Source organism: Psychromicrobium lacuslunae, from assembly GCF_000950575.1.
Classification (GTDB): Bacteria; Actinomycetota; Actinomycetes; order Actinomycetales; family Micrococcaceae; genus Renibacterium; species Renibacterium lacuslunae.
The window spans coordinates 3,023,681-3,047,043 of record NZ_CP011005.1; the positions used below are offsets into that span (position 1 = coordinate 3,023,681).

Genomic DNA, 23,363 nt, shown 5'->3' on the forward strand with positions numbered 1-23,363 from the left:
AGGAGCATCGTGGATTCACGCGACGTCGAGGCAGACCTCAAGCACGTTTTGTACACCAAAGAACAGATTCAGCAGCGAGTTTCTGAGCTGGCGGCCCAAATCGATGCGGATTACGCGGGTCGCGATCTGCTCATTGTTGGCGTGCTGAAGGGCGCCGTGATGGTGATGGCCGACCTGGCTCGGGCCTTGCACAGTCACGTCACGATGGACTGGATGGCGGTATCGTCCTACGGCTCTGGCACTCAGTCTTCAGGTGTGGTGCGGATTCTCAAGGATCTGGAGACCGATCTGATGGGCAAACACGTGCTCATTGTGGAGGACATCATCGATTCCGGCCTGACCCTCTCCTGGCTGCGTGCCAATCTGATTTCTCGCGGCCCGGCAAGCGTTGAGATTTGCACCCTGCTGCGCAAACCCGATGCAGCTAAGGTCGAGATCGACGTCAAATATGTTGGCTATGAGATCCCCAACGAATTCGTTGTCGGCTATGGTTTGGACTTCGCCGAGAAGTATCGCAACCTAGATTTTGTCGGGACCTTGGCACCACACATTTACGAGTAATCAAGGCTTAGTAATCAGCCTACTTTCCGCTCTCAGGGAACAGCGCGATATCTAGGGGAACTTCAGAGCCTTGTCGTGCGTGAATGTTGGCGGACGGTGTGTAACTTATCCGAGTTCGCAGACCGAAGTGAGCATCAGTATTTAGGAAGGACGAGGTTAAGCCTCGAGTACATGGATATTAAGAAGATCCTCAAGGGCCCGATCGTCTGGATCGTCGTCGTATTAGCACTGGCGATTCTCGGGTTTTCCTTGCTCAATATCGGGGGTTCCGCACGAGTCGATACCTCGGACGGCATTTCACTGATCAGCGACCAGAAGGTTGAATCGGCGAAGATCTATGCCGAGGGCCGAGTTGATCTGACCCTGAAGGAGGACTTCTCCAAGGACAATCAGAACCTCGGTAAGAATGTTCAATTTTTCGTGGTGCAGGATCGGATTAAAGATGTCATCTCCGATCTGAGCTCCGCCAAGGTCGCTAAGTACGACGATCAGCCGGTGCAGAATAACTTCCTGGCTAGCTTCCTCTCCCTGGTGCTGCCCATCCTGGTGATCGGTGCAATCTTCTGGTTCCTGATCTCCCGGATGCAGGGCGGCGGCTCGAAGGTGATGCAGTTCGGCAAATCCCGCGCCAAGTTGATTTCCAAAGATATGCCGCAGGTGACTTTTGCCGATGTGGCCGGTGCTGATGAAGCCGTTGAGGAACTTCACGAGATCAAAGAGTTCCTTCAAGAGCCGCAGAAGTTCCAGGCAGTTGGCGCGAAAATCCCCAAAGGCGTGCTGCTCTATGGGCCGCCCGGGACCGGTAAGACCCTGCTCGCTCGCGCCGTTGCCGGCGAGGCCGGGGTGCCGTTCTACTCGATCTCCGGTTCAGACTTCGTGGAGATGTTCGTCGGCGTCGGCGCCAGCCGTGTTCGCGACTTGTTCGAGCAAGCCAAGGCTAACTCCCCGGCGATTATCTTCGTTGATGAGATCGACGCCGTTGGTCGGCACCGTGGTGCCGGCATTGGCGGCGGAAACGATGAACGTGAGCAGACCCTTAACCAGTTGCTGGTTGAGATGGACGGCTTCGATGTGAAGACCAATGTGATTCTGATCGCTGCCACCAACCGACCAGATGTGCTCGATCCCGCCTTGCTCCGACCGGGCCGTTTTGACCGGCAGATCCCGGTGGAAGCCCCGGACCGGATCGGCCGCGAGCAGATTCTGCAGGTGCACTCGAAGGGCAAGCCGATGGCGCAAGGTGTTGATCTGAACGCCGTTGCCAAGAAGACTCCGGGCTATACCGGTGCTGACCTGGCAAATGTGCTCAATGAAGCGGCCTTGCTGACCGCTCGTTCCAACGCCCAGTTGATTGATGACCGGGCCTTGGACGAGGCAATTGACCGAGTGATGGCTGGTCCGCAAAAGCGCACTCGGGTGATGAAGGAACGTGAGCGGAAGATCACCGCCTACCACGAAGGCGGCCACGCCCTAGTGGCAGCTGCACTGCGATACTCCGCGCCGGTTACTAAAATCACCATCTTGCCGCGTGGTCGTGCCCTGGGGTACACCATGGTGGTACCTGACGACGATAAATATTCGGTGACTCGAAATGAGCTGCTGGACCAGATGTCCTACGCGATGGGGGGCCGGGTAGCTGAGGAGATTGTCTTCCACGATCCGTCTACGGGCGCTTCCAACGACATTGAGAAGGCAACCGCCACGGCTCGCAAGATGGTGATGGAGTATGGCATGAGCGAGCGGATCGGGGCGGTCAAGCTTGGTAGTGGCAGTGGCGAACCTTTCCTGGGTCGCGACGCCGGCCGGGAGCGGGACTACTCCGAAGATGTGGCTGCCACTATCGACCTTGAGGTACGCAAGCTTATTGAGCAGGCGCACGATGAGGCCTATGCCGTACTGATCGAAAACCGTGATGTGCTGGACCGGTTGGCGCTCGAGCTTTTGGAGCGGGAGACACTCAACCAGCAGGAGATCGAAGAGGTCTTCCACGATATTCGGAAGCGTGAATTGCGCGATATTTGGCTTTCCGCGGATAGTCGCCCGGTTTCTGATATTCCCCCGGTGGTCACCGAAAGAGAACGCCGAGATGCCGCTGCTGCTGGCGAGCCTGATCCGGATAGCGTTTCGCCTCAGGAGCAGCTTGCATCAGCGAATCTGCTAGGTCCATCGGATGCGCCAGGCGGCGGTACCGGCGGAGAGCTCGGCCAGCCCGGTAGCGGGCACGGGGCCCCCGGTGAGAGCAGCGAAACCGACGGCCAGTTGGGGCACGGATCCGAAGGCCCGGCGCAGTCCGGATCGAGCTAAGCCGAAGGATTCCAGATAGGATCGTGCCCGTGTGTGAAGACGATGACGAGAGACCCACGTTTAGTGAAAGTGCGCTCGGGATGGACCTACCCAGAATAGAGCGGGCGGTCCGAGAGATTCTGCTAGCGATTGGTGAAGACCCGGATCGCAGTGGTTTGGCGGACACCCCGGCTCGGGTAGCCAGGGCTTACGCCGAGGTGTTCTCAGGTCTACAGCAGGATCCGGCCGATGTGCTTTCTAGGACCTTCGACATTTCTCATCAAGAGCTGGTGCTGGTCAAAGACATTCCGTTTTACTCGACCTGCGAGCACCACCTAGTGCCATTCCACGGCTTCGCCCACGTCGGTTACATTCCGTCACATGATGGAAAAGTGACCGGGCTGAGTAAACTGGCTCGGCTGGTGGATGTGTTTGCGAAACGTCCGCAGGTTCAGGAGCGACTAACCACCCAGATTGTGGACGCATTGGTGGAGCACCTCAAACCACGCGGTGCAATTGTGGTGGTTGAGTGCGAACATATGTGTATGTCCATGCGAGGCGTCCGTAAACCGGGTGCCAAGACCGTTACCTCGGCGGTTCGTGGCATTCTGCACGAACCAGCTACTCGCGCCGAGGCCATGAGCTTGATCTTAGGAAAATAGAAGGTAATCAATCAATGGATTCGCTAGCTGCTGCTCCCGGAACCGGTCCGGCGACCTCGCCCCTGCCCACTCTCCGCCCACCGCGTGATCGGGCGAGTTTTGATCGACTGCCAACTGACCGTGCGGTGGTATTCGGTATCTTGAACGTCACCCCCGATTCGTTCAGCGACGGCGGTTCCTACAACTCTTTGGACACCGCTATTGCGCATGGTCTGCGGATGTTCTACGCCGGCGCCGACGTGATTGATATTGGTGGTGAGTCCACCAGGCCGGGGGCCGATGAAGTGGATCCGGCCACCGAACAAGAGCGGATTATGCCGGTGGTCGAGGCGATGGTGAAGGCTGGTGCTTTGGTTAGCGTCGATACTCGGCATGCTGAGACGGCAGCGAAAGCCATTGACGCTGGCGCGGCGATTATTAACGATGTTTCCGGTATGAGTGTTTCGCCTGAAATGGTGTCCCTGGTTGCTGCCCGCCAGGTGCCGTATGTGTTGATGCACCGACGCGGCGATTCGCAAACCATGGATTCGCTGACTAAATACGAAAACACCGTGCAGGACGTGATCGCGGAACTAAGCGCTGCCCGCCAGGTTTTTTATGACGCCGGGGTAAAGCCTGAGCAGTTGATCATCGACCCGGGTATTGGTTTCTCCAAGACCGCTGATCAGAACTGGCAGCTGCTGGACAAACTAGAACTGTTTCATCAGCTGGGTCACCGGCTGCTGGTCGGCACTTCCCGGAAGCGCTTCCTCGGCTCCTTGCTAACCACCTCGGGCAAGGCGGCTGCCCCCGCTGAGCGTGATGCGGCGACGGTGGCGACCACCGCGCTGGTCGCGGCAAAAGGTGTTTGGGGCGTCCGGGTCCATGACGTGGTGGGGAATTTAGATGCTGCGAAAGTGGCCGCGCGAATGAACGCCGCGCACCAAAGCACTCAGGCGCGACACTAGTGACTGCGCTCAAGCGAGCGGATCGAATCAGCATCACCGGGGTCAGCGCAATCGGCCACCACGGAGTTTTCGAACGGGAGAAACGCGATGGCCAGCCATTTATCGTTGACGCGGTGTTATTCACCGATGTGCGAGCGGCGGCTCGCAATGACGAGCTCGGTAAAACAGCCAACTATGCCGAAGTGGCTGAGCTGATAAAGGCGATGATCACCGGCGAGGTTTTCGATCTGATTGAGACCTTGGCCGAACGCACCGCGCAGCGAATTCTAGAAGACTTCGACATCGAAGCCGTTGAGCTCACCGTGCATAAGCCGAAAGCCCCCATTCAGGTGCCTTTCGGCGACGTTTCGATCACGGTTTATCGGGAACGCTGATGACAGTACGTGCAGTCCTAGCGCTCGGCTCAAACCTTGGCGAACGCTCGGATACTTTGGCCGAGGCGGTTGCAGATATTGTTGACCATCCGCTGGTCCGACTCTGTGACGTTTCGCCGGTGGTACAGACCGAGCCGGTGGGCGGGCCTGAGGATCAGCCGCTTTATCTCAATATGGTGATGGAGATCGAAACTGATCTCGAGCCGCTTGAGCTCTTGCGGCATTGCCAAGCTGTTGAGGCTAAACACCACAGGGAACGAGTGGTGCGCTGGGGGCCTCGCACCTTGGACATTGACATTATTGTTTACGATCAGCTGGAGCAGGATGACCCCGAGCTGACTCTGCCACATCCACGAGCCGCAGAGCGTGCCTTCGTGTTGGTTCCGTGGTTGCTGATGGACCCGGCGGCGACCTTGCTAGGCGTTCCGGTCCGGCAACTTGCCGCCGCGGCTGAGGATCTCGGCGGAGTGGAAGACTTCGACGCCTCGATGGAGCAGTCATGAAGTCAAGGATGTCGGTGATCAAGTTTCGTTGGCTGCTGGTCATCGCGCTGGTAGCGGCGTTACTTGGCTGGCTGGTCACGGTGCTGGCAAATCGGGCGGGCTTGCCGACGCCAGTGCTGCCCTATAGTGCGCTAATCACCTTGGCCCTGGTGATTGTGCTGGTTGTCATCTTGGGCGTCCGAGTGCGGCGTTGGCGCAACGGCAATCATGAAAAGGATCTCAGCCCTATCCTGGCCGCTCGCACCTTGATTTTGGCGCAGGCCAGCGCTTATGCCGGGGCAATTATTTTGGGCTGGCATTTCGGGGCTTTAGTGGACGCTTTGACCACCACCTTCTACGGCGCTTCCATCTCAGTGCTTGGCGCGCCGGTGGCGCTTATGCTGGGCTCGTTGGCGATGGTCGCGGCGGGCATCATCGTCGAGCGATTCTGCCGAATTCCACCCGAAGACGGCGCGGATTCGGCAGCAGGCTCGGCCTAACCGGCGCAAATTCGTGGCCCTAGCTGGCTGGAATGACACATCAATTGACCCGGGCGCGGTAAGGTTTCTTTCGACCCCCAATGGTTTTCTAGGAGTTCAGCGTGAGTGAGCCGATCGATCCGGCCGGTATTCAATGGCTAAGAGTTTCGCCAAAGCTGGTACAACTCCGCTTCCTGCGTGAGGGGATAGGCAGCCTGGTGATATTGCTGCTATTTGCGCTGCCGCTGAGCTTCCGGCTGCTCGGTATCTGGCCCGGTTTCCCGCTCTGGCTGGCTTGGTTATTGCTGATCGGCGCGGCCGTGGTCCAGCTTTGGCGGCTGCTGCTCATCCCGCGGCAAGTAAGGGCGCTAGGCTTTGCCGAGCGAGCCGAAGACCTCTTGATTCGCCGGGGATTGCTGTTTCAGAAGGTACTTGTGGTGCCCTACGGGCGGATGCAGTACGTTGACGTCTCGGTTGGCCCAATAGAACGAGCGCTCGGTTTAGCCACTCTGAAACTGCATACTGCCTCGCCGGGCACAAATGCCGCTATTGAAGGCTTGCCCGCCGAGCAGGCCGCGCGGCTACGCGAGCAGCTCTCCTCCTTGGGTGAGGCGAAGCTGGCCGGGCTGTGAGCTCACGATGAGCGCCAGCAACGGTAGTGCCGAACCCGTTTTCCACACCGACGCGAGCGATGTGTGGCATCGTGTCCATCCGGCCTCGCCGGCCATTCGCGGCTGGCTTGCGGTAGTTGCGGTGATGGTGATCTTCGGACGAAATTTTATTGAACAACTCGTCCAGAGCACTGCTTCAGGTAAGCGATCCGACACTGGCGGTCTGCCGGTATGGGTGGTGCTGCTGGTGATCCTTGGCGCTATATTGATTTTTGGCGTAGCTTTCGTGCTTTCTTGGTTCTTCACGCGCTACCAAGTCACTGACGATCACGTTCGAATAAACTCTGGTTTCATCTTCCGTCAGCAGCGGCAGGCCAGGATAGACCGCGTTCAGGCGATCGACGTGGTGCAACCGCTGTTAGCTCGGATTTTCAATCTGGCGGAGCTGAAATTCGAAGTCGCCGACGCCGGTAAATCGGCAATGAAGCTTTCCTTCCTGAAACTGGATGAGGCGAAGCGGCTACGCGCAGCGATTCTGGCGCGAGCGGCTGGGGTCACCATCGATCCGGAACATCCCAGCCGAGTTGAGGAAGCCCCCGAGCAGGAAGTGTTACGGCTTTCACCGGGGCGGATTATCGGTGCGACCGTCTTCTCAGCGCTCAGCGTCTCGCTGTTGATTGTCTGCGTGGTGTTGGTGATACTGGTGCTGCGAGGCTGGTGGGCGGCACTGATCGGCTTCCTACCTGCACTGCTCGGTCTCTTCGCTGGCTATTGGGGGGCCTTTAGCAAGGACTTTAACTTCCGCGTCGCGGTCTCCCCAGATGGGGTCCGGCTGCACTATGGGCTGCTGGAAACCCGTTCCCAGACCATTCCGCCGGGGCGGGTGCAAGCAGTCAGCATCAGCCAAGGTCTGATTTGGCGGATCTTCGGCTGGTATCGGATTCATCTCAATGTTGCCGGATACGGAAATGAAGCGCATGAAAACCGCAGCACGCTGCTGCCGGTAGGCACAGCGCAGCAGGTGCTTTCGGTGTTATCGCTGGTCTTCCCTGATCCCGGAGTAGCTAATCCGCAGCAGGTTTTTGCGGCCGGGCTGAGCGGTAAGGGAGAGGCCGAAGGCTTCAATCATTCACCGAGTCGTGCCGCCTGGCTCGGCCCATTCGTGTGGCGACGCAATGCCTACCGAGCCACCGAGACCGCGCTCCTGTGCCGACATGGCGTGCTCACCCGGCGCCTCCAAGTGGTGCCCCACGAAAGAACCCAGTCGCTGCAATTAAAGCAAGGGTTGCTGCAACGCTGGTTGCGTTTGGCCGACTTTGAATTGCACTCAACACCCGGTCCGATTAAACCCCTAGTCCGTCATTTAGACCTCGAGGCAGCTAAAGCACTTTTCACCGAACAGGCCGAGCGGGCCGCAAAGGCTCGGCGGATAGCGAAGCCGGAACACTGGATGTCTGCAGCCAAGTCAGCGGCAGCTGAAACGGAGCAGGAGGCGCCCGATGGATCGATCGGCTGAACGTCCGGGACGGCTCGGCGTCGGCATTATTGGTGCAGGCAAGGTCGGAGCGGTGTTGGGGGCTGCCTTGCGGGCAGCCGGTCATGGCATCGTCGGGGTGTCGGCTATCTCGCAGCAGTCAAAAGATCGCGCCGAGAGCCTGCTGCCCGGTATTCCGATCCTGGAGATTCCCGAACTTGTGGAACGCTCTGAACTTGTACTGTTAGCGGTGCCCGACGATGCGCTCAGCCAATTGGTGAGCGGATTAGCCCAAACTGGGGCTTGGCAGCTGGGACAACTGGTAGCCCATACCTCTGGAAGATTTGGTGTCGGAGTGCTGGCGCCGGTGCGGGAAGCCGGGGCCATCCCACTGGCCATTCACCCGGCGATGACTTTTTCCGGTCTGAGCATGGACCTGGCCAGACTGACGGACTGCAGCTTCGGGGTGACCGCTGACCCGGCCATGCTGCCGATTGCACAAGCGCTGGTGGTCGAAATGGGTGCCGAGCCGGTGCCGATTGCGGAGGCCGATCGAGCGCTCTACCATGCTGCCTTAGCGCATGGCGCTAACCATCTCGTCACCTTGGTGGCGCAGTCCAGTGAGTTACTTGAGAAAATCGGGGTGCCGCAACCGGAGCGGCTTCTCGGCCCGCTGCTAAGAGCATCCCTGGAGAACGCTCTAGCCTCGGGTGAGAATGCTTTGACCGGCCCGGTCGCCCGAGGTGACAGTGGTACCGTGCAGGCCCATGTGCAAGCGCTCGCTGAATCGTCGGCGGAGATCTTGACGGCCTACCAGGCGATGGCGAAAAGCACCGCTCTACGAGCCGTCGCCCGGGATAAGCTCAGCGCCGCTCAAGTAGCAGAAATAACGCAAGCCCTGGAAGGGGAGCTGTGAGGATAGCCCGAACCATCGCTGAATTTCGGCAGCTTAGCGCCGAGCTTCTGAGCCCTTACGAGTCGCCGTCTTTTGGTTTAGTGCCGACGATGGGGGCGCTACACGCCGGACATGCTGAGTTAGCCCGTCAGGCGGTGGTTTCTGAATCGGTGGTGGCGGCGTCGATCTTCGTCAATCCCTTGCAGTTTGGGGATGCCCTCGATCTTGAGCGTTACCCCCGTGATTTGGATGCTGATGCCGAGTTGCTGGAATCGGTGGGGGTCAAATTAGTTTTTGCACCCCCGCTACAAGAGATGTATCCGCAGGGCGAACCACAGGTGCGAGTATCTTCCGGGGCGCTGGGTACGGTTTTTGAGGGGGCTTCCAGGCCGGGGCACTTCGATGGTGCCCTCACTGTGGTGGCCAAGTTGTTGCATGCCGGTACGCCTGCGATGGGCAGTTACCGGGCATATTTCGGTCAAAAAGACGCGCAGCAATTAGCCCTGGTGCGCCGGATGGTCAGCGACCTCAACTTTCCTGTGCAGATCGTTGGGGTGCCCACAGTGCGGGCCGAGGACGGTCTGGCATTATCTAGCCGCAATAGATTCCTCTCCGCCGAGCAGCGTGACGCTGCCTTGGTGCTATCACGTGCTTTGCGGCAGCTCGCCGCGCAGGCGGATGCCCAAGAGCCACTCGATATCGACTCAGCGATCGCTCTGATTGAGAGCGAGCCTTTGGTAAAACTCGACTACCTTGAAGTGGTCGACCAGGAGAGCTTTGTGCCGCTGGCGGAAAATTGTCGGCACAGCCCGTTCAGGGGCAAAGCCTTGGCGCTTTTGGCCGCGCAGGTGGGCCAGGTCCGGCTGATAGACAATATGCCGCTCAGCGTGAAAGCTCAGTGAGCCCCGGCCACGGCCTCTGGATAGATCTGCTGGAAAGCTTGAGTTAAAGCTTGTAGTTCAGGGGTCTCCGACGCCTCCGCAATGGCCGCATGTAGGGTGCGATCGTGACTGGGTTTAGCCTGCTTGAGTAATTGTTGACCGGCCTTCGTCAGCTCGGTGTAAATCCCACGGCGGTCATCCGCACACAGATAGCGAGCGAGCAGATTTCGTTCCTCAAGTCTGGCAACTAAGCGGGTGGTCGCGCTGGAGGAGAGTGCGGCGGCGCGAGCTAGTTGCTGCATTCTCATATGCCAGCCGTCTTGTCGGCTGAGCGCATCGAGCACTGTGTACTCGACCACAGAGAGTTGATGCTCGCTCTGTAGTGATTTCTCTAAGGCGGTTTCGATAATCCCGTGTAGCGCCGCCAGAGCACGCCAACCCTGCGCTCTGATCTCGACGGCGTCGTCAGCGATCGACACGATACCTTTCCGACCTTCCTGCTTTGGCGCTCCGGAATCTTCCTGGAGCTACTCCAGCACAATACTAACAGCTTGCGCCGATATAGCGCGTGTGCAACTATATAGCGAGCGTGTGCAATTAATGCAGGCGCACTTATTTGCACACAGAGGAGATCTGGTATGCCCATTGCACTATTCGCTCTCGCGCTGGGGGGCTTCGGCATCGGGCTCACCGAATTCGTCATTATGGGCCTCCTGCCAGAAGTCGCTGCCGACTTCAAGGTCAGTGAAACAGCTGCTGGTTATCTGATTTCGGGTTATGCCTTGAGCGTCGCGGTCGGTGCTATCGCGGTGACCGCAGCCCTCACCAGACTTGACCGCAAAAAGGCGCTGCTAGGTCTGATGATTCTCTTTATCGCTGGCAACCTGGTGTCAGCACTCGCGCCTAGCTATGGCTTAATGCTGCTTGGCCGGGTGGTCGCTGCGCTTTGCCACGGTGCTTTCTTTGGCATCGGAGCGGTGGTGGCCGCTCAACTGGTGCCGTTGAATCGCAAAGCCGCAGCCATTTCAATGATGTTTGCCGGACTGACAATTTCCAATGTTCTTGGCGTCCCATTGGGTACTATGCTCGGGCAAGCGGCTGGCTGGCGGGCAACTTTTTGGGTTATCACTGCCATTGGCGTGATTGCGTTTATTGGCATAGCCATCCTGGTGCCGAATCGGGTGGGCGCGGAGCAAAAGGCGCAGGCTGGCGCCTTGCGCACCGAGTTCGCTGCCTTCCGGATTCCTCAAGTATGGTTTTCTATTTTGATCACGGTGCTTGGCTATGGCGGGATGTTTGGTGGATTCAGTTACATTGCCTTCACGCTGACCGAGGTCAGCGGATTCAGCCCCTCGACCGTGCCTTGGCTGCTGATCTTATTCGGCGTCGGTCTATTTATCGGCAATATTGTCGGTGGCCGAGCCGCCGATAAGCAGCTCGGACGAACCTTATTGATACTGCTTTTCGTGCTCAGTGGGGTACTTGTGCTCTTCGCGCTTAGCGCCAGTAGTCAGCTGATGACGATCATTTGCCTGATATTGATGGGGTTCTTCGGCTTTGCCACGGTGCCTGGTTTGCAACTGCGCATTATGGCGTATGCGGATAAGGCGCCGACGCTGGCTTCGGGAGCCAATATTGCAGCCTTTAACCTGGGCAACGCCTTCGGGGCTTGGCTCGGCGGGCTGACCCTGGCTGCCGGTTGGGGCTATACCTCACCGCTCTGGGCGGGGGCAGTGGTCACGCTCTGCGGCCTGGTGGTATTTTTGCTGGCTGCCCGTGCTCAGCGCGGAGAGTTCAGCCGGAATGAGCCTGGAGCGCTGCTACCGGTAAAATAGGTTTTCGTGACTGAATTAGAGACCCCGCCCACCGAAGACCAGATTTCCGAACAGATGCAGATTCGGCTGGACAAACGAGCCAGTCTGCTGGCCGATGGGCATCAGGCGTATCCGGTCGGTGTACCCCGAACTCACAGTCTCAGCGAGATCCGGGAGAAGTACGGCAGTCTGGAAGCCGATGAAACTACCGGCGAACTGGTCGGCATTGTTGGCCGGGTGGTCTTCATCCGCAATACCGGCAAATTATGCTTTGTCACCTTGCAGGAGGGGAATGGTACCCGCTTGCAAGGCATGCTGAGCCTGGCCAAGATTGGCGAAACAGCGCTCGCGGACTGGAAAGCCCTGGTCGACCTCGGCGATCATGTCTTTCTGCACGGCGAGGTGATTTCTTCCAAGCGCGGCGAGCTATCGGTGCTTGCTGATTCCTGGCAGATGGCGTCGAAAGCGTTGCGCCCGATGCCGGTGTTGCACGCTGAGTTGAACGAGGAAAACCGGGTTCGCCAGCGATATGTGGATCTGATGGTTCGCGAGGAAGCCCGGCAGATGGTTTACACCCGCGCGGCAATAACTCGAGCTGTTCGCGAGACGCTGAACGGCCTCGACTACGTCGAGGTAGAAGGTCCCGTGCTGCAGTTGGTGCACGGCGGGGCCAGCGCACGTCCGTTTGAGACTCATGTGAACGCTTTCGACCAGAAAATGACTCTGCGAATCGCTTTGGAGTTGTACCTCAAGCGAGCTGTGGTGGGCGGTATTGACCGGGTCTATGAGCTGGGCAGAATCTTCCGCAACGAGGGCGTGGACTCCACGCACAGCCCGGAGTTCACCATGCTGGAATGCTACGAAGCCTATGCCGATCAATTCGTGATGGCCGAGCGAATGAAGCAAATCATTTTGAACTGCGCTGATCTTTTGGGCAGCCGGAAGATTGAAACAGCAAAGGGCACCATTGATCTAGACGGCGAGTGGCGCTGGCTGGCGGTTTATCCCGGGCTCTCCGAAGCGGTGGGCGAAGAGATCACGCCGCAGACCGAAGCGACTACCTTGCGCGCGCTGGCGGCTCGTCATGAGATTAAGGTCGATCCGGCCTGGGACGCCGAGAAACTCGTGGTAGAGCTATTCGGTGAATTGGTTGAGCCGCAGTTATTGCAGCCTACTTTTGTTTACGATTATCCGCCCTCGGCTCAACCATTGGCCAGGCCGCATCGTAGTAAGCCAGGACTTATCGAAGCATGGGATTTAATAATTGGTGGAATGGAGCGGGGCACCGCTTTTTCTGAACTGATTGATCCAGTAATCCAGCGAGAGCGGCTTACCGAACAATCCTTGCGTGCTGCCGGAGGTGATCCCGAGGCCATGCAATTGGATGAGGACTTCTTGCGTGCGCTGGAATATGGCGCGCCGCCGATGGGAGGAATCGGCTTGGGCATTGATCGTCTTGTCATGCTATTCACGAATTCGGGTATTCGGGAAACTATTCTTTTTCCGTTGCTCAAGCCCGATGCGCAGAGGAGCTAGTCAATGGAGTATTTAGCCGTCATTGTGCCATCGCTCGGCGTGGGGCTGGTGTTTTTCTTCGCAATGAAAGCGATTTTCAATGCTGATCGAGCCGAGCGGCAAGCCCTGGCCCGGGCGGAGCAAGAGGCCGATCAACGCATTAAAAAAACCGAGTAATCTGTTTTATTCATATTCCGTGCATGCCTCCACTGAAATCTGCCATGAATATAAGGCCAACCTGCGTCGCGTATTTAAGCGAGATTAAAAAATTTTGAACTTTTGGTGGATCATCCACAATTCTCCACACAGAGGACCTACAGGAATTTATTTTTGACTAGCGACCCTGAGCAATAGATAATCAATATTTAGGCGCGATGGATGTCGTGCTGTAATAAAAAAATCTAGGGGCGAAATAATGGCACAAAAAGTAAAGATCATCCTGGTGGATGACCTCGATGGGGGAACCGCCGAGGAAACGGTTAGGTTTGGACTTGACGGCGTCAATTACGAAGTCGATTTGTCCAGCAAGCACGCCGCACAATTGCGGGATGCCATTCAGCCCTTCGCGGCCGTAGGTCGTAAATTAGCGGCGCGTGGGCCAAAAGCTCGCCAGCAGAATGCCGCCAGCCGGAGCAACGAGGTAGCGCAGATCCGCTCCTGGGCCCGGGAGAACGGCCACACGGTCAGTGATCGAGGCCGAATTCAGGCGGACATCGTCGCCGCCTACCACAAGGCGAACGCTTAATTTATTCCCGAGTTTTCCCTGTGGCGAACATCGCCACACTCCTGGCAGAAACTGCGTAGCATCTTTGTTAGAGATGGCTAGTAGTAGCTAGGAGTGTGGCGAAATGTTCGAAAGATTTACCGACAGAGCTCGGCGAGTTGTGGTGCTGGCCCAAGAAGAAGCCCGCATGCTCAACCATAATTACATTGGTACCGAGCACATTCTGCTCGGGCTCATTCACGAGGGCGAGGGCATTGCCGCTAAGGCGCTGGAGTCGCTCAATATTTCCCTCGATGCGGTGCGTGAGCAAGTTCAGGAGATCATTGGCCAGGGGCAGCAGGCACCGAGCGGCCATATTCCCTTTACTCCGCGCGCCAAGAAGGTGCTCGAACTGTCGCTGCGTGAAGCTTTGCAGCTTGGTCACAATTACATTGGCACCGAGCACATTCTGCTTGGCTTGATCCGTGAGGGCGAGGGTGTTGCCGCCCAGGTTCTGGTCAAGTTGGGCGCTGATCTGGGCCGTGTTCGGCAGCAGGTCATTCAGTTGCTTTCCGGTTACCAGGGCAAAGAGTCGGCTGCCGCCGGCGTCGGGCAGGGACAGCAGGAAGGTACTCCGGCTGGCTCGGTGGTGCTGGATCAGTTTGGTCGCAACCTCACCCAGGCCGCTCGTGAAAACAAACTCGATCCGGTGATCGGCCGCGAACACGAGATGGAACGTGTCATGCAGGTGCTTTCGCGGCGCACCAAGAACAACCCCGTCCTGATCGGCGAGCCCGGCGTTGGTAAGACCGCGGTGGTCGAGGGCTTGGCTCAGGCCATTGTGCGTGGTGATGTGCCGGAAACTATCAAAGATAAGCAGCTTTACACCCTGGACCTCGGGTCCTTGGTCGCCGGTTCGCGTTACCGCGGCGATTTCGAAGAGCGACTGAAAAAGGTACTCAAAGAAATTCGTACCCGCGGCGACATCATCTTGTTCATCGACGAGATTCACACCCTGGTTGGTGCCGGTGCAGCCGAGGGCGCGATTGATGCGGCTTCGATTCTGAAGCCGATGCTGGCCCGTGGTGAACTACAAACCATCGGTGCCACCACACTTGACGAGTACCGTAAGCACATCGAGAAGGATGCAGCCCTGGAGCGGCGCTTCCAGCCGATTCAGGTGGCTGAACCCAATGTCGGTCATGCCATTGAGATTCTCAAGGGGCTCCGCGACCGCTACGAAGCGCACCATCGGGTCTCTATCACCGACGGAGCTCTGACCGCTGCCGCTACTTTGGCTGAACGCTACATTTCGGATCGCTTCCTACCTGATAAGGCCATCGACCTGATTGACGAGGCCGGTGCCCGGTTGCGCATTCGTCGGATGACAGCACCGCCAGAGCTGAAGGTGATGGATGAGGAAATCGCTGCGGTCAAGGTGCAGAAGGAAGCTGCCATCGACGCTCAGGATTTCGAGGGCGCTGCGGCGTTGCGCGATACCGAGCAGAAACTGATCACAGAGCGGGCCGATAAGGACCGCGCTTGGCGCAGTGGCAGCTTGGATAGCGTTTCCGAGGTCGACGAAGAACTGATCGCCGAGGTGCTGGCGAATTCCACCGGTATCCCGGTCTTCAAGCTGACCGAGGAAGAGTCCAGCCGGTTACTCAAGATGGAAGATGAGTTGCACAAGCGAGTGGTGGGCCAGGACGAGGCGATTAAATCGCTTTCACAGGCTATCCGTCGTACTCGTGCTGGACTCAAGGATCCCAAGCGTCCCGGTGGCTCGTTCATCTTCGCCGGCCCAACCGGCGTCGGCAAGACCGAGTTGGCTAAGGCGTTGGCAGAGTTCCTGTTCGGCGAGGAAGACGCGCTGATCACTCTGGACATGTCCGAGTACTCGGAGAAGCACACGGTTTCCCGGCTGTTCGGCGCCCCTCCAGGCTACGTTGGTTACGAAGAAGGCGGCCAACTGACCGAGAAGGTCCGCCGTCGTCCGTTCTCCGTGGTGCTCTTTGACGAGGTGGAGAAAGCTCACGCTGATCTGTTCAACTCGCTTTTGCAGATCCTGGAAGATGGTCGACTGACTGATTCTCAGGGCCGCGTGGTGGACTTCAAGAACACGGTCATCATTATGACCACCAACTTGGGTACCCGCGATATCTCCAAGAGCGTGGCCACTGGTTTCCAGTCGGGCACCGATACCCAGACCAGCTATAACCGGATGCGGGCTCGGGTCACCGAGGAACTCAAGCAGCATTTCCGCCCCGAGTTCCTGAACCGCGTTGATGACGTGGTGGTGTTCCCGCAGCTCACCCAGGAAGAGATCATTGAGATTGTCGATCTGATGGTGGTCAAACTGGAGAACCGACTCAAAGAAAAGGACATGGGCATCGAGCTGACCACCGCCGCCAAGAACCTGTTGGCGACTCGTGGCTACGATCCTGCAATGGGAGCTCGACCGCTACGCCGGACGATTCAGCGTGAGATTGAGGATCAGCTCTCCGAGAAGATCCTGTTCGGTGAGCTCAAGGCCGGTGAGATTGTGGTGATCGACGTCGAGGGGGAGGGAGACGAAGCCAAGTTCACCTTCGAAGGGAACGCCAAACCGCGGATCCCGGAGATCGCTCCGATTTCTTAGTCGAGAAAATCGTCGTCGGCGAGAGCTTAGCCGATATTGACAGAGCAGTGATTGACAGAGCAGTGGGCTGGGTCCGTCCCGAGTGGCGGACCCAGCCCACTGCTTTTCACAACGCGCACACATTTTGAGTCGGTATAACTATTAGGGCGACCTCAACTGTGGGCGCGTTTCGCGTCTCAGGGAGGTTGTTTATTGTCCGCGCTGCAGCTGACTACGGGCTGGGTCTCAATTGTCTTCCCGATACTCGGTCTGCTCGGCTTGCTCTGGCTAATCATCGGTCCGGTCAAGCATCTCAAGATCGCGGTCCCGCTTGCCTTAGTCGGTGGCGGCCTCTTAGCCTTGGGGCTGAAATTCCTCACAGAGAACATGCTGAATCTCTGGGGTGAGCCGCTACGGTGGCGGACCTATATTTTCGCCGCCCTGGCAATTGCCGCATTGGCCCTCGTGGTACCCCGGATGTTGAAATCTCGACGCTGGTACACCAAGCTATTGGCTCCTTTGGCAACGCTGCTGGTATTGCTCGCGGTCAGCTTGCAGATCAATCAGGTCTTTGGCTATTTCCCGACAGCGGGTAGCCTCTGGGGCGATAACGGAGTGGCTATTCAGAGCATCAGTTCCTCGGACACTGCGGAAAAGTCCACCATCACCAAGAGCACCCCGCTGGTCAAGGCCTCCAGTTGGCGGCCGCCCGCGGATATGCCCAAGGAAGGAAAGGTGCTCAAGGTCAAGATTCCGGCGACCGTCTCACAAGTGCATTCCGGAGATTCCTATATTTATCTACCGCCGGCTTATCGGACTAAGACGCCGGCAAATGTTCCGGTGCTGGTATTGATCCATGGCAATCCAGGAGGTGCCATTGACTGGCAACGAGGTGGAATCGTCGCGGTGATGAACAGCTATGCTGCAGCACACAAGGGACTGGCGCCTCTTGTGGTGATGCCGGATGTGACCAGTGGAAGCAGTGTGAGCTGGCCGCTATGCATGGATTCACCCCGAGCCAAGGGGGCCACCTTCCTCTCGGTCGACGTGCCAAATTATGTGCGTCAGACTTTCGGGCTCGGCTTGGCCGGCGGCAAGCAGTTTGCTATTGGCGGTTTTTCCTATGGCGGCACCTGTGCCATGCAATTGGGTGTTACCGCTGCCAAGGAGTATCCGATCTTCTTGGATTTCTCGGGAGAGCGCGGGCCCTACTTAAAGGGTGGCGACCCGGCAATCATCAACGACTACTTCAACGGTGATGCAGCGGCTTTTGCCGCGGTCAACCCGCTGGACGTCCTGAAAACCAAGAAGCTGGAGTCGTCGAAGGCGATTGTCTTAGTGGGACAGGACGACCCGTATCGACCGCAGGGTGAAGAAGTTTATCGGGCGCTCAAGGGCGCCAAGGCGCAGGTCACTCTGCAGACCGTAGCGGGTGGTCATTCCTGGGATGTCTGGCGACCTGCGATGGCGAACAATCTGCCTTGGCTAATGCACCAGTTCGGCGTGACTGGTTAGCTGCGGGTTAGCTGCGGGGCGCAGATTCTTCGACTCTGCTGCTAGATCACTCGGTTATGATCGGCCTATGAACGATCAGAGTGCCAGCATTGCCGACCGTGTCACAGCTTCTGCCCAAGCGTTGCGGCATGGGCCTAATACTGAGCGGACGGTTTTCTTTTCGGATGCTGTCTTCGCAATTGCGATGACTCTCTTGGTCTTGGATCTACGGGTGGAGCTGCCGTCGAACCCCAGTGTTGAAGAGATCAATGAGGCGATAGTCGAGCAAATGCCGGCCTTTGCGGGCTTTCTGCTTTCATTTATTCTGGTCGGCGTCAATTGGATCAACCATCATCGCCGATTCAGCGGGATCGCCCGGTATGACGGCAGACTTCAACAGCTCAATTTGCTGTTCTTGTTTTTTATCGCCTTCATGCCGGTACCCACCAGCCTGCTTTTCGTGAATGCCGGATCGCCGTGGCCGGTGGCGCTCTACGCCTTTGTGGTGGCGGCAATTTCGCTCAGTCTCAACCTGCTTTGGTGGTATGCGCGACGTGCCGAGCTGATGGACGAGAAAGTCTCCGAAGCGCTCTATCGATATTCCCTGCATGCCACCGTGCCGGTTTGGGGCGTCTTCCTGCTCTCCATACCTTTTGCCTTCATTAGCACTGATATTGCACTTTATTCGTGGCTGCTGATCATTCCGGTCAGCATAATCTTCAACCGGGTTCAGTGGCGGCGCTTTGTCAGCCGGGAAACCGCCAGGTTTGCCGCAGAGGATGCTGCCGCTGCGCAGGCTGCAGGCTAGCTACCGGGTGTGATAGACCAGAGGAATGACAGATCAGCCTTCGGCAGCGAAGCCGAAAACGCCCTTCCACGACCTTGATCACTATCTCGCCATTCCGCGGCTGAACGGACTGACTCTGAGCCCGGATGGCAGTCGTCTAGTCACTACGGTGGCCACCCTGGACACTAAGAAAACTGGATATCGAAACGCCCTCTGGGAGATCGACACCGCGGGTATTGCGCCAGCACGTCGACTGACCCGCAGCGCCAAGGGCGAGTCATCGGCAGCTTTCACCGCTGACGGTGGTTTGCTGTTCACCTCCTCGCGGCCGGACCCCGACGCCGATGACGAGCAGGATGGCAGTGCGCTGTGGTATCTCCCGGCGAGCGGTGGCGAGGCCGAGCTGCTGCATCAGCGTGCGGGCGGGGTAAATGGCTTCAGCGTGAACACCAGCTCGGAAACCGTATTGGTGAATGCGGCGGTTTTGCCCGGTGCTGCTGACGAGCAGAGCGATGAGGAACTGCGCAAAGCCCGGAAAGAGCGGAAAGTCTCAGCCATTCTGCATTCGGGCTATCCGGTTCGTTTTTGGGATCACGATCTCGGCCCGGATCAAAACCGGCTCTTTGTGCTGAAGCGTCGACAGCAAGATCCGGAATTTCCCGGTACTAAGGAACAGCAGATCCGCAGCGAACTGCGTGCGGTCACGCCAGATATTGGCAAGGGCCTGTTTGAGGAGCATGTCGAGCTCAGCCCAGACGGCAGCTTCGCCCTGGTGAATGTTTCCATTCCGGGGGCCAAGGCCGACGTCAGGATTAGGGTTGAGCGGATTCAGCTAGACACCGCTGAGCGGACTGTCGTTGCTGCCGGGAGCGAAGACTGTTATCCGGGGCCGATAAGCCCGGATGGTAAGCGCGCGATCATTATCAAAGAGAGCGACAGCACCCCCGAGCAGGCGGTGACCATGACCCTCTGGTTGCTTGAGCTGAGCAGCGGTGAACTGACGCCGCTAGCGGCGGATTGGGATCGTTGGGGCAATCCTGCAGCCTGGTTGCCCGATAACAAGACGCTGGTGGTGACAGCCGATGACAATGGCCGATCACCGATCTTCTTGATTGACACCGAGACGAACCAGGTTCGTAAGCTCACCAGTGACGACGCCGCCTATACCGATGTGCACGTTTCAGCCGATGGTCAGCAGGTTTATGCACTGCGAAGCTCCTACGCATTCCCCGCTGAGGTGGTTCGGGTAGAACTTTCCGATGGCACTGTTAGTGCCCTGCGCGGACCGGTGGAACGCCCCGAGCTGCCAGGCAAAATCGAAGAAATTAGCACCACGGTGGCGGACGGCTCGACCGTGCGCGCTTGGCTGGTGCTGCCCGAAGAGGAAACCAGCACCGCTCATCCTTTGTTGCTTTGGATTCACGGCGGTCCATTGGGCTCATGGAATGCCTGGACCTGGCGTTGGAACCCGATGCTTATGGCGGCCCGCGGCTATGCCGTGCTATTGCCGGATCCCGCGCTCTCAACTGGCTATGGACAGGATTTCATTCAGCGTGGTTGGGGACGCTGGGGTGCCGAGCCGTTTAGCGATCTGATGGCGATCACGGATGCCGCGGTGGCTAGAGCTGACATTGATGCTGAACGGACTGCCGCCATGGGTGGCTCATTCGGCGGTTACATGGCGAACTGGGTGGCCGGTCACACCGATCGTTTTAAAGCGATTGTTACCCACGCCAGCCTGTGGGAGTTGCCTGGCTTCAGCACCAGCACCGATATGGCGATGTACTGGCGTCGCGAAATGAGCGCCCAAATGGCCGCGGAGAACTCACCGCATCATGCCGTGGCCAATATCGTTTCCCCAGTGTTGGTGATTCATGGAGACAAAGATTACCGGGTGCCCATTGGTGAGGGTCTTCGGCTTTGGTATGAGTTGCTGGCCTCCTCCGGTAGGCCCGCAGACGATGAGGGCAATACCGTCCATCGCTTCCTGTATTTCCCGGATGAAAATCATTGGATTTTGAAACCGCAGCACGCTCGGGTCTGGTATTCGGTGGTGGAGAGTTTCCTGGCCGAGCATGTACTCGGCCAAAGGGTTGATCCGGTGAAGGAGCTTGGCCTCTGAGCTCGGTTGGATGCCTAAGATATTTAGGTGAGTAGTTTCAATATTCGACCAGCGCGTACCACCGATGTGCCGAGCATCAAGGCCTTAGTTGCTCCGTTGGCGGCGCGCCGAGTGTTGATGGCTAAAGAAACAGTCGCCTATTTCGAAGGCATTCAAGAAATGCTCGTCGCCGAGGCCGCATCGCAGGATGCCGCCGACGGCGTGATCGGATGCGGCGCTCTGCACGTGATGTGGGAGGACTTGGCTGAGATTCGCACCTTGGCGACCGCACCTGATTGGCTGGGGCGCGGCGTCGGGCATGCCCTGGTGGAGGAGCTGATTGAGCGTGCTCGGGCACTGGGTATTAGCCGGGTATTCTGCCTGACGTTTGAGGTTGATTTTTTCCGCCGCCACGGTTTTGAGGTGATGCCGGATCAGTCGGCGGTGGACCCGCAAACTTACTCGGAACTGCTGCGCTCGCATGACGAGGGCGTTGCAGAATTCTTGGACCTAGCCCGAGTAAAACCCAATACACTCGGCAATACCCGAATGCTCCGAGTGCTCTAAACCCCGCAGCTGGCTCCCGCTGAGTTCGTGGTTTAGTCTCTAATTCGCTAGTAATTACCAACGATTCCGAGACTAAACCACGAACTCACGGTATTGTGTAGCGGGTAAACGATTTGAGTAGATGGTGTGAAATGGTCGCGGGCAGGGAGATTTGATGGCTAATACTTCGCGACCGAGCGGTGCACCGGCAGAGCTAACTCCGCTTGAACTGCTGCCCGCTGGGGTGGCGCTTTCCTGGGGTTTAGTGCCCACCGGCACCCGGGGGCCCAAACCGGGAATGAGTGTCGCGAAGATTGTTGAGGCGGCGATCCAGCTGGCTGACCGAGGTGGCTTAGCCGCGGTATCCATGAAGAGCGTGGCGGACCGACTCGGGTTCACTGCGATGAGTCTTTACCGTTACATCAGCTCAAAAGAGGATCTCCTCATTCTGATGCTGGATGCCGGGTTCGGTGCGGTGCCGGCGAGCATCAACCTCGCTCACGGCTGGCAGGCTCAGTGCCGCGCTTGGACCGAGGCGGTCTATTACCGGATCTTGGAGCACTCTTGGGTGACCGATATCCCGATCGGTAGCGCACCGATGACCTACTTCCAGACTCGCTGGCTTGAGTCTGCACTACAGGCCCTTTCTGGCACGGCGCTCAGCGGCAGGGAAAAGCTCAACACCGCGCTCACCTTGAGTTCCTTGGCGATGGCTAATGCCCGGCTTACTCGCGATATGCGCCAGGGCCGCAATCAACAAAGCAGCCGGGACGAGAGTGAACGGTTTGAGGCCGCCTTAGCCAGCCTCTTGCCCGCGGCAGAATTCCCTGAGCTGGCACCTTTGGTGCAAGCCAACGCATTCAGCGACGATGACGGCGCCGAGCATGAACATTTCGAGTTCGCTATGGAGCTGGTACTAGAAGGTGTCGCGGCGAGACTGCGAGATTAGCCGCTGGCTCGACGTGGGGCCCTCGAGCTGGGGCCACGTGGGCGAGGGGCCTGAGACGAGGTACGAGTTTCGGGAGCCCATGGGGATAGCGCCTACTGCTCTCCCTCGTCTCGCAGGCTCGACGTGGGGCCCTCGAGCGATAGGCTTAGTACACGCTCGCGAGGGAGAGAGGTGGCTGTGAAAAAGCTCATTAATGACCCCAAAAACGTGGTCAGTGAATCTGTTCAAGGTTTTGGCTTAGCTCATCCGGATCTGGTGAGCATTCACCCAGACCCGCTGTTCATCAGTCGCAAGCAGACTAAGAGTAATAAGGTCGGTTTGGTTTCTGGCGGAGGTTCCGGCCACGAACCCTTGCATGCAGGCTATGTTGGCTTTGGCATGCTGGACGCGGCGGTACCCGGTGCTGTCTTCACCTCGCCCACACCGGATGCCATTATCCCGGCGACCTTGGCCGCCGACTCGGGGGCCGGCGTCCTACAGATCGTCAAGAATTACACCGGTGACGTGCTGAACTTTGAAATGGCCGCCGAAATGGCGACTGCTGAGGGTGTGCAGGTAAGCACTGTGTTGGTAAACGACGATGTAGCGGTAGAAGATTCGCTTTACACCGCGGGACGTCGCGGTGTCGGGGGCACGGTGCTGGTCGAAAAGATCGCCGGTGCTGCCGCCGAACGCGGTGACGATCTGGAACAGGTGACCGCGATTGCGCAGCGGGTGAATGACAATGTGCGCACCATGGGCGTCGCGCTGAGTGCCTGCACCGTCCCACATGCCGGAGTGCCGAGTTTCGAGTTGGCCGATGATGAAATCGAGATCGGTATTGGCATTCACGGCGAACCAGGGCGGCATCGGATACCAATGGAGGCAGCCGATGGCATCGCCGACCGCTTGCTGGAACCGGTGCTGACGGATCTGAATCTGTCAGCAGGAGAGTCCGTCTTGCTTTTCGTCAACGGAATGGGCGGCACTCCGCTTAGCGAGCTGTACATTGTCTACCGCAGGGCCAGCCAGTTGCTCGCCGAGCGAGGATTTACCATTGAGCGCTCCTTGGTGGGGAACTACATCACTGCCCTGGAGATGCAAGGCTGTTCGATCTCCGTTTTGCGGCTGGATCAGGAGCTCACCGAGTTGTGGGATGCGCCGGTGCACACCGCGGCGTTGCGCTGGGGAGTTTAGGAAGCGACCGTA

At 58.1% G+C, this 23,363-nt stretch carries 23 protein-coding genes; 22 read left to right on the top strand and 1 reads right to left on the bottom strand.

Going from position 1 to position 23,363, the window contains the following annotated elements; all coding sequences use genetic code 11:
• Window positions 1-9: 9 nt before the first annotated feature.
• The 11 genes from hpt (at window position 10) to panC (ending at window position 9,670) form a co-directional block, all read left to right on the top strand.
• Window positions 10-561 (top strand): hypoxanthine phosphoribosyltransferase, encoded by a 552-nt coding sequence (gene hpt / locus UM93_RS14185; RefSeq protein ID WP_045076188.1) that lies wholly within the window; start codon window positions 10-12, stop codon window positions 559-561.
• 171 nt (window positions 562-732) lie between these two features.
• Window positions 733-2,865, top strand: coding sequence for an ATP-dependent zinc metalloprotease FtsH (gene ftsH, locus UM93_RS14190; protein WP_045076190.1), 2,133 nt, complete (start codon window positions 733-735; stop codon window positions 2,863-2,865).
• 80 nt (window positions 2,866-2,945) lie between these two features.
• Entirely contained in the window at window positions 2,946-3,506 is a 561-nt protein-coding gene (gene folE, locus UM93_RS14195; RefSeq protein WP_082057172.1) for a GTP cyclohydrolase I FolE, read from the top strand.
• A gap of 14 nt (window positions 3,507-3,520) precedes the next feature.
• Window positions 3,521-4,453, top strand: coding sequence for a dihydropteroate synthase (gene folP / locus UM93_RS14200; RefSeq protein WP_045076192.1), 933 nt, complete (start codon window positions 3,521-3,523; stop codon window positions 4,451-4,453).
• Window positions 4,453-4,827 carry a dihydroneopterin aldolase gene (gene folB, locus UM93_RS14205; RefSeq protein ID WP_045076193.1) on the top strand — a complete coding sequence of 125 codons (375 nt, stop codon included), beginning with the start codon at window positions 4,453-4,455 and terminating at the stop codon, window positions 4,825-4,827. The genes folP and folB overlap by 1 nt, the downstream gene beginning before the upstream one ends.
• Complete coding sequence (gene folK, locus UM93_RS14210; protein ID WP_045076194.1) at window positions 4,827-5,330, top strand: 2-amino-4-hydroxy-6-hydroxymethyldihydropteridine diphosphokinase; 504 nt, start codon at window positions 4,827-4,829, stop codon at window positions 5,328-5,330. Before folB ends, folK begins: the two co-directional genes overlap by 1 nt.
• Window positions 5,327-5,809: a DUF3180 domain-containing protein gene (locus tag UM93_RS14215; RefSeq protein WP_045076195.1), complete on the top strand. Its 483-nt coding sequence runs from the start codon at window positions 5,327-5,329 to the stop codon at window positions 5,807-5,809. Before folK ends, UM93_RS14215 begins: the two co-directional genes overlap by 4 nt.
• Window positions 5,810-5,910: 101 nt before the next feature.
• Window positions 5,911-6,420 (top strand): PH domain-containing protein, encoded by a 510-nt coding sequence (locus tag UM93_RS14220; protein ID WP_045076197.1) that lies wholly within the window; start codon window positions 5,911-5,913, stop codon window positions 6,418-6,420.
• Between the two features lie 7 nt (window positions 6,421-6,427).
• Entirely contained in the window at window positions 6,428-7,915 is a 1,488-nt protein-coding gene (locus UM93_RS14225) for a PH domain-containing protein (RefSeq protein ID WP_045076198.1), read from the top strand.
• On the top strand, window positions 7,899-8,789 hold the full coding sequence (locus tag UM93_RS14230) for a Rossmann-like and DUF2520 domain-containing protein (protein ID WP_045076199.1): 891 nt from the start codon (window positions 7,899-7,901) through the stop codon (window positions 8,787-8,789). The genes UM93_RS14225 and UM93_RS14230 overlap by 17 nt, the downstream gene beginning before the upstream one ends.
• Window positions 8,786-9,670, top strand: a complete 885-nt coding sequence (panC, locus tag UM93_RS14235) for a pantoate--beta-alanine ligase (RefSeq protein ID WP_045076200.1) — start codon at window positions 8,786-8,788, stop codon at window positions 9,668-9,670. The genes UM93_RS14230 and panC overlap by 4 nt, the downstream gene beginning before the upstream one ends.
• Here the strand turns inward: panC and UM93_RS14240 are convergent.
• Window positions 9,664-10,128 (bottom strand): MarR family winged helix-turn-helix transcriptional regulator, encoded by a 465-nt coding sequence (locus UM93_RS14240; RefSeq protein WP_045076201.1) that lies wholly within the window; start codon window positions 10,126-10,128, stop codon window positions 9,664-9,666. The genes panC and UM93_RS14240 overlap by 7 nt on opposite strands.
• 159 nt (window positions 10,129-10,287) lie before the next feature.
• Between UM93_RS14240 and UM93_RS14245 the strand changes: the two genes are divergently transcribed.
• The 11 genes from UM93_RS14245 (at window position 10,288) to dhaK (ending at window position 23,351) form a co-directional block, all read left to right on the top strand.
• Window positions 10,288-11,484: an MFS transporter gene (locus tag UM93_RS14245; RefSeq protein WP_045076203.1), complete on the top strand. Its 1,197-nt coding sequence runs from the start codon at window positions 10,288-10,290 to the stop codon at window positions 11,482-11,484.
• 54 nt (window positions 11,485-11,538) lie between these two features.
• A complete protein-coding gene (gene lysS / locus UM93_RS14250) occupies window positions 11,539-12,999 on the top strand; it encodes a lysine--tRNA ligase (protein WP_082057294.1) in 1,461 nt (486 codons plus the stop codon).
• Between the two features lie 3 nt (window positions 13,000-13,002).
• Window positions 13,003-13,155: a hypothetical protein gene (locus UM93_RS17860; RefSeq protein ID WP_199921760.1), complete on the top strand. Its 153-nt coding sequence runs from the start codon at window positions 13,003-13,005 to the stop codon at window positions 13,153-13,155.
• A gap of 238 nt (window positions 13,156-13,393) precedes the next feature.
• Window positions 13,394-13,723, top strand: coding sequence for a histone-like nucleoid-structuring protein Lsr2 (locus tag UM93_RS14255; protein ID WP_045076206.1), 330 nt, complete (start codon window positions 13,394-13,396; stop codon window positions 13,721-13,723).
• Between the two features lie 103 nt (window positions 13,724-13,826).
• Window positions 13,827-16,319, top strand: coding sequence for an ATP-dependent Clp protease ATP-binding subunit (locus UM93_RS14260; RefSeq protein WP_045076207.1), 2,493 nt, complete (start codon window positions 13,827-13,829; stop codon window positions 16,317-16,319).
• A gap of 192 nt (window positions 16,320-16,511) precedes the next feature.
• Complete coding sequence (locus tag UM93_RS14265) at window positions 16,512-17,813, top strand: alpha/beta hydrolase (RefSeq protein ID WP_045076208.1); 1,302 nt, start codon at window positions 16,512-16,514, stop codon at window positions 17,811-17,813.
• Window positions 17,814-17,880: 67 nt separating this feature from the next.
• Window positions 17,881-18,600 carry a TMEM175 family protein gene (locus UM93_RS14270; RefSeq protein ID WP_082057173.1) on the top strand — a complete coding sequence of 240 codons (720 nt, stop codon included), beginning with the start codon at window positions 17,881-17,883 and terminating at the stop codon, window positions 18,598-18,600.
• 25 nt (window positions 18,601-18,625) lie between these two features.
• Window positions 18,626-20,701 carry an alpha/beta hydrolase family protein gene (locus UM93_RS14275; RefSeq protein ID WP_045076209.1) on the top strand — a complete coding sequence of 692 codons (2,076 nt, stop codon included), beginning with the start codon at window positions 18,626-18,628 and terminating at the stop codon, window positions 20,699-20,701.
• Window positions 20,702-20,728: 27 nt separating this feature from the next.
• Window positions 20,729-21,247: an amino-acid N-acetyltransferase gene (locus UM93_RS14280; protein WP_045076210.1), complete on the top strand. Its 519-nt coding sequence runs from the start codon at window positions 20,729-20,731 to the stop codon at window positions 21,245-21,247.
• A 154-nt stretch (window positions 21,248-21,401) separates the two neighbouring features.
• Complete coding sequence (locus tag UM93_RS14285; RefSeq protein WP_045076211.1) at window positions 21,402-22,175, top strand: TetR/AcrR family transcriptional regulator; 774 nt, start codon at window positions 21,402-21,404, stop codon at window positions 22,173-22,175.
• Window positions 22,176-22,352: 177 nt separating this feature from the next.
• The gene (gene dhaK, locus UM93_RS14290) at window positions 22,353-23,351 is read left to right on the top strand and encodes a dihydroxyacetone kinase subunit DhaK (RefSeq protein ID WP_045077514.1); all 999 of its coding nucleotides are present in this window, start codon (window positions 22,353-22,355) and stop codon (window positions 23,349-23,351) included.
• Window positions 23,352-23,363 lie beyond the last annotated feature (12 nt).

What these genes read in the sequence shown, in the direction of transcription:
- ftsH (WP_045076190.1), top strand. Translation starts at nt 733, where the DNA reads ATGGATATTAAGAAGATCCTCAAGGGCCCGATCGTCTGGATCGTCGTC.
- folE (WP_082057172.1), top strand. Translation starts at nt 2,946, where the DNA reads ATGGACCTACCCAGAATAGAGCGGGCGGTCCGAGAGATTCTGCTAGCG.
- folP (WP_045076192.1), top strand. Translation starts at nt 3,521, where the DNA reads ATGGATTCGCTAGCTGCTGCTCCCGGAACCGGTCCGGCGACCTCGCCC.
- folK (WP_045076194.1), top strand. Translation starts at nt 4,827, where the DNA reads ATGACAGTACGTGCAGTCCTAGCGCTCGGCTCAAACCTTGGCGAACGC.
- UM93_RS14215 (WP_045076195.1), top strand. Translation starts at nt 5,327, where the DNA reads ATGAAGTCAAGGATGTCGGTGATCAAGTTTCGTTGGCTGCTGGTCATC.
- UM93_RS14225 (WP_045076198.1), top strand. Translation starts at nt 6,428, where the DNA reads ATGAGCGCCAGCAACGGTAGTGCCGAACCCGTTTTCCACACCGACGCG.
- UM93_RS14230 (WP_045076199.1), top strand. Translation starts at nt 7,899, where the DNA reads ATGGATCGATCGGCTGAACGTCCGGGACGGCTCGGCGTCGGCATTATT.
- UM93_RS14245 (WP_045076203.1), top strand. Translation starts at nt 10,288, where the DNA reads ATGCCCATTGCACTATTCGCTCTCGCGCTGGGGGGCTTCGGCATCGGG.
- lysS (WP_082057294.1), top strand. Translation starts at nt 11,539, where the DNA reads ATGCAGATTCGGCTGGACAAACGAGCCAGTCTGCTGGCCGATGGGCAT.
- UM93_RS17860 (WP_199921760.1), top strand. Translation starts at nt 13,003, where the DNA reads ATGGAGTATTTAGCCGTCATTGTGCCATCGCTCGGCGTGGGGCTGGTG.
- UM93_RS14255 (WP_045076206.1), top strand. Translation starts at nt 13,394, where the DNA reads ATGGCACAAAAAGTAAAGATCATCCTGGTGGATGACCTCGATGGGGGA.
- UM93_RS14260 (WP_045076207.1), top strand. Translation starts at nt 13,827, where the DNA reads ATGTTCGAAAGATTTACCGACAGAGCTCGGCGAGTTGTGGTGCTGGCC.
- UM93_RS14270 (WP_082057173.1), top strand. Translation starts at nt 17,881, where the DNA reads ATGAACGATCAGAGTGCCAGCATTGCCGACCGTGTCACAGCTTCTGCC.
- UM93_RS14275 (WP_045076209.1), top strand. Translation starts at nt 18,626, where the DNA reads ATGACAGATCAGCCTTCGGCAGCGAAGCCGAAAACGCCCTTCCACGAC.
- UM93_RS14285 (WP_045076211.1), top strand. Translation starts at nt 21,402, where the DNA reads ATGGCTAATACTTCGCGACCGAGCGGTGCACCGGCAGAGCTAACTCCG.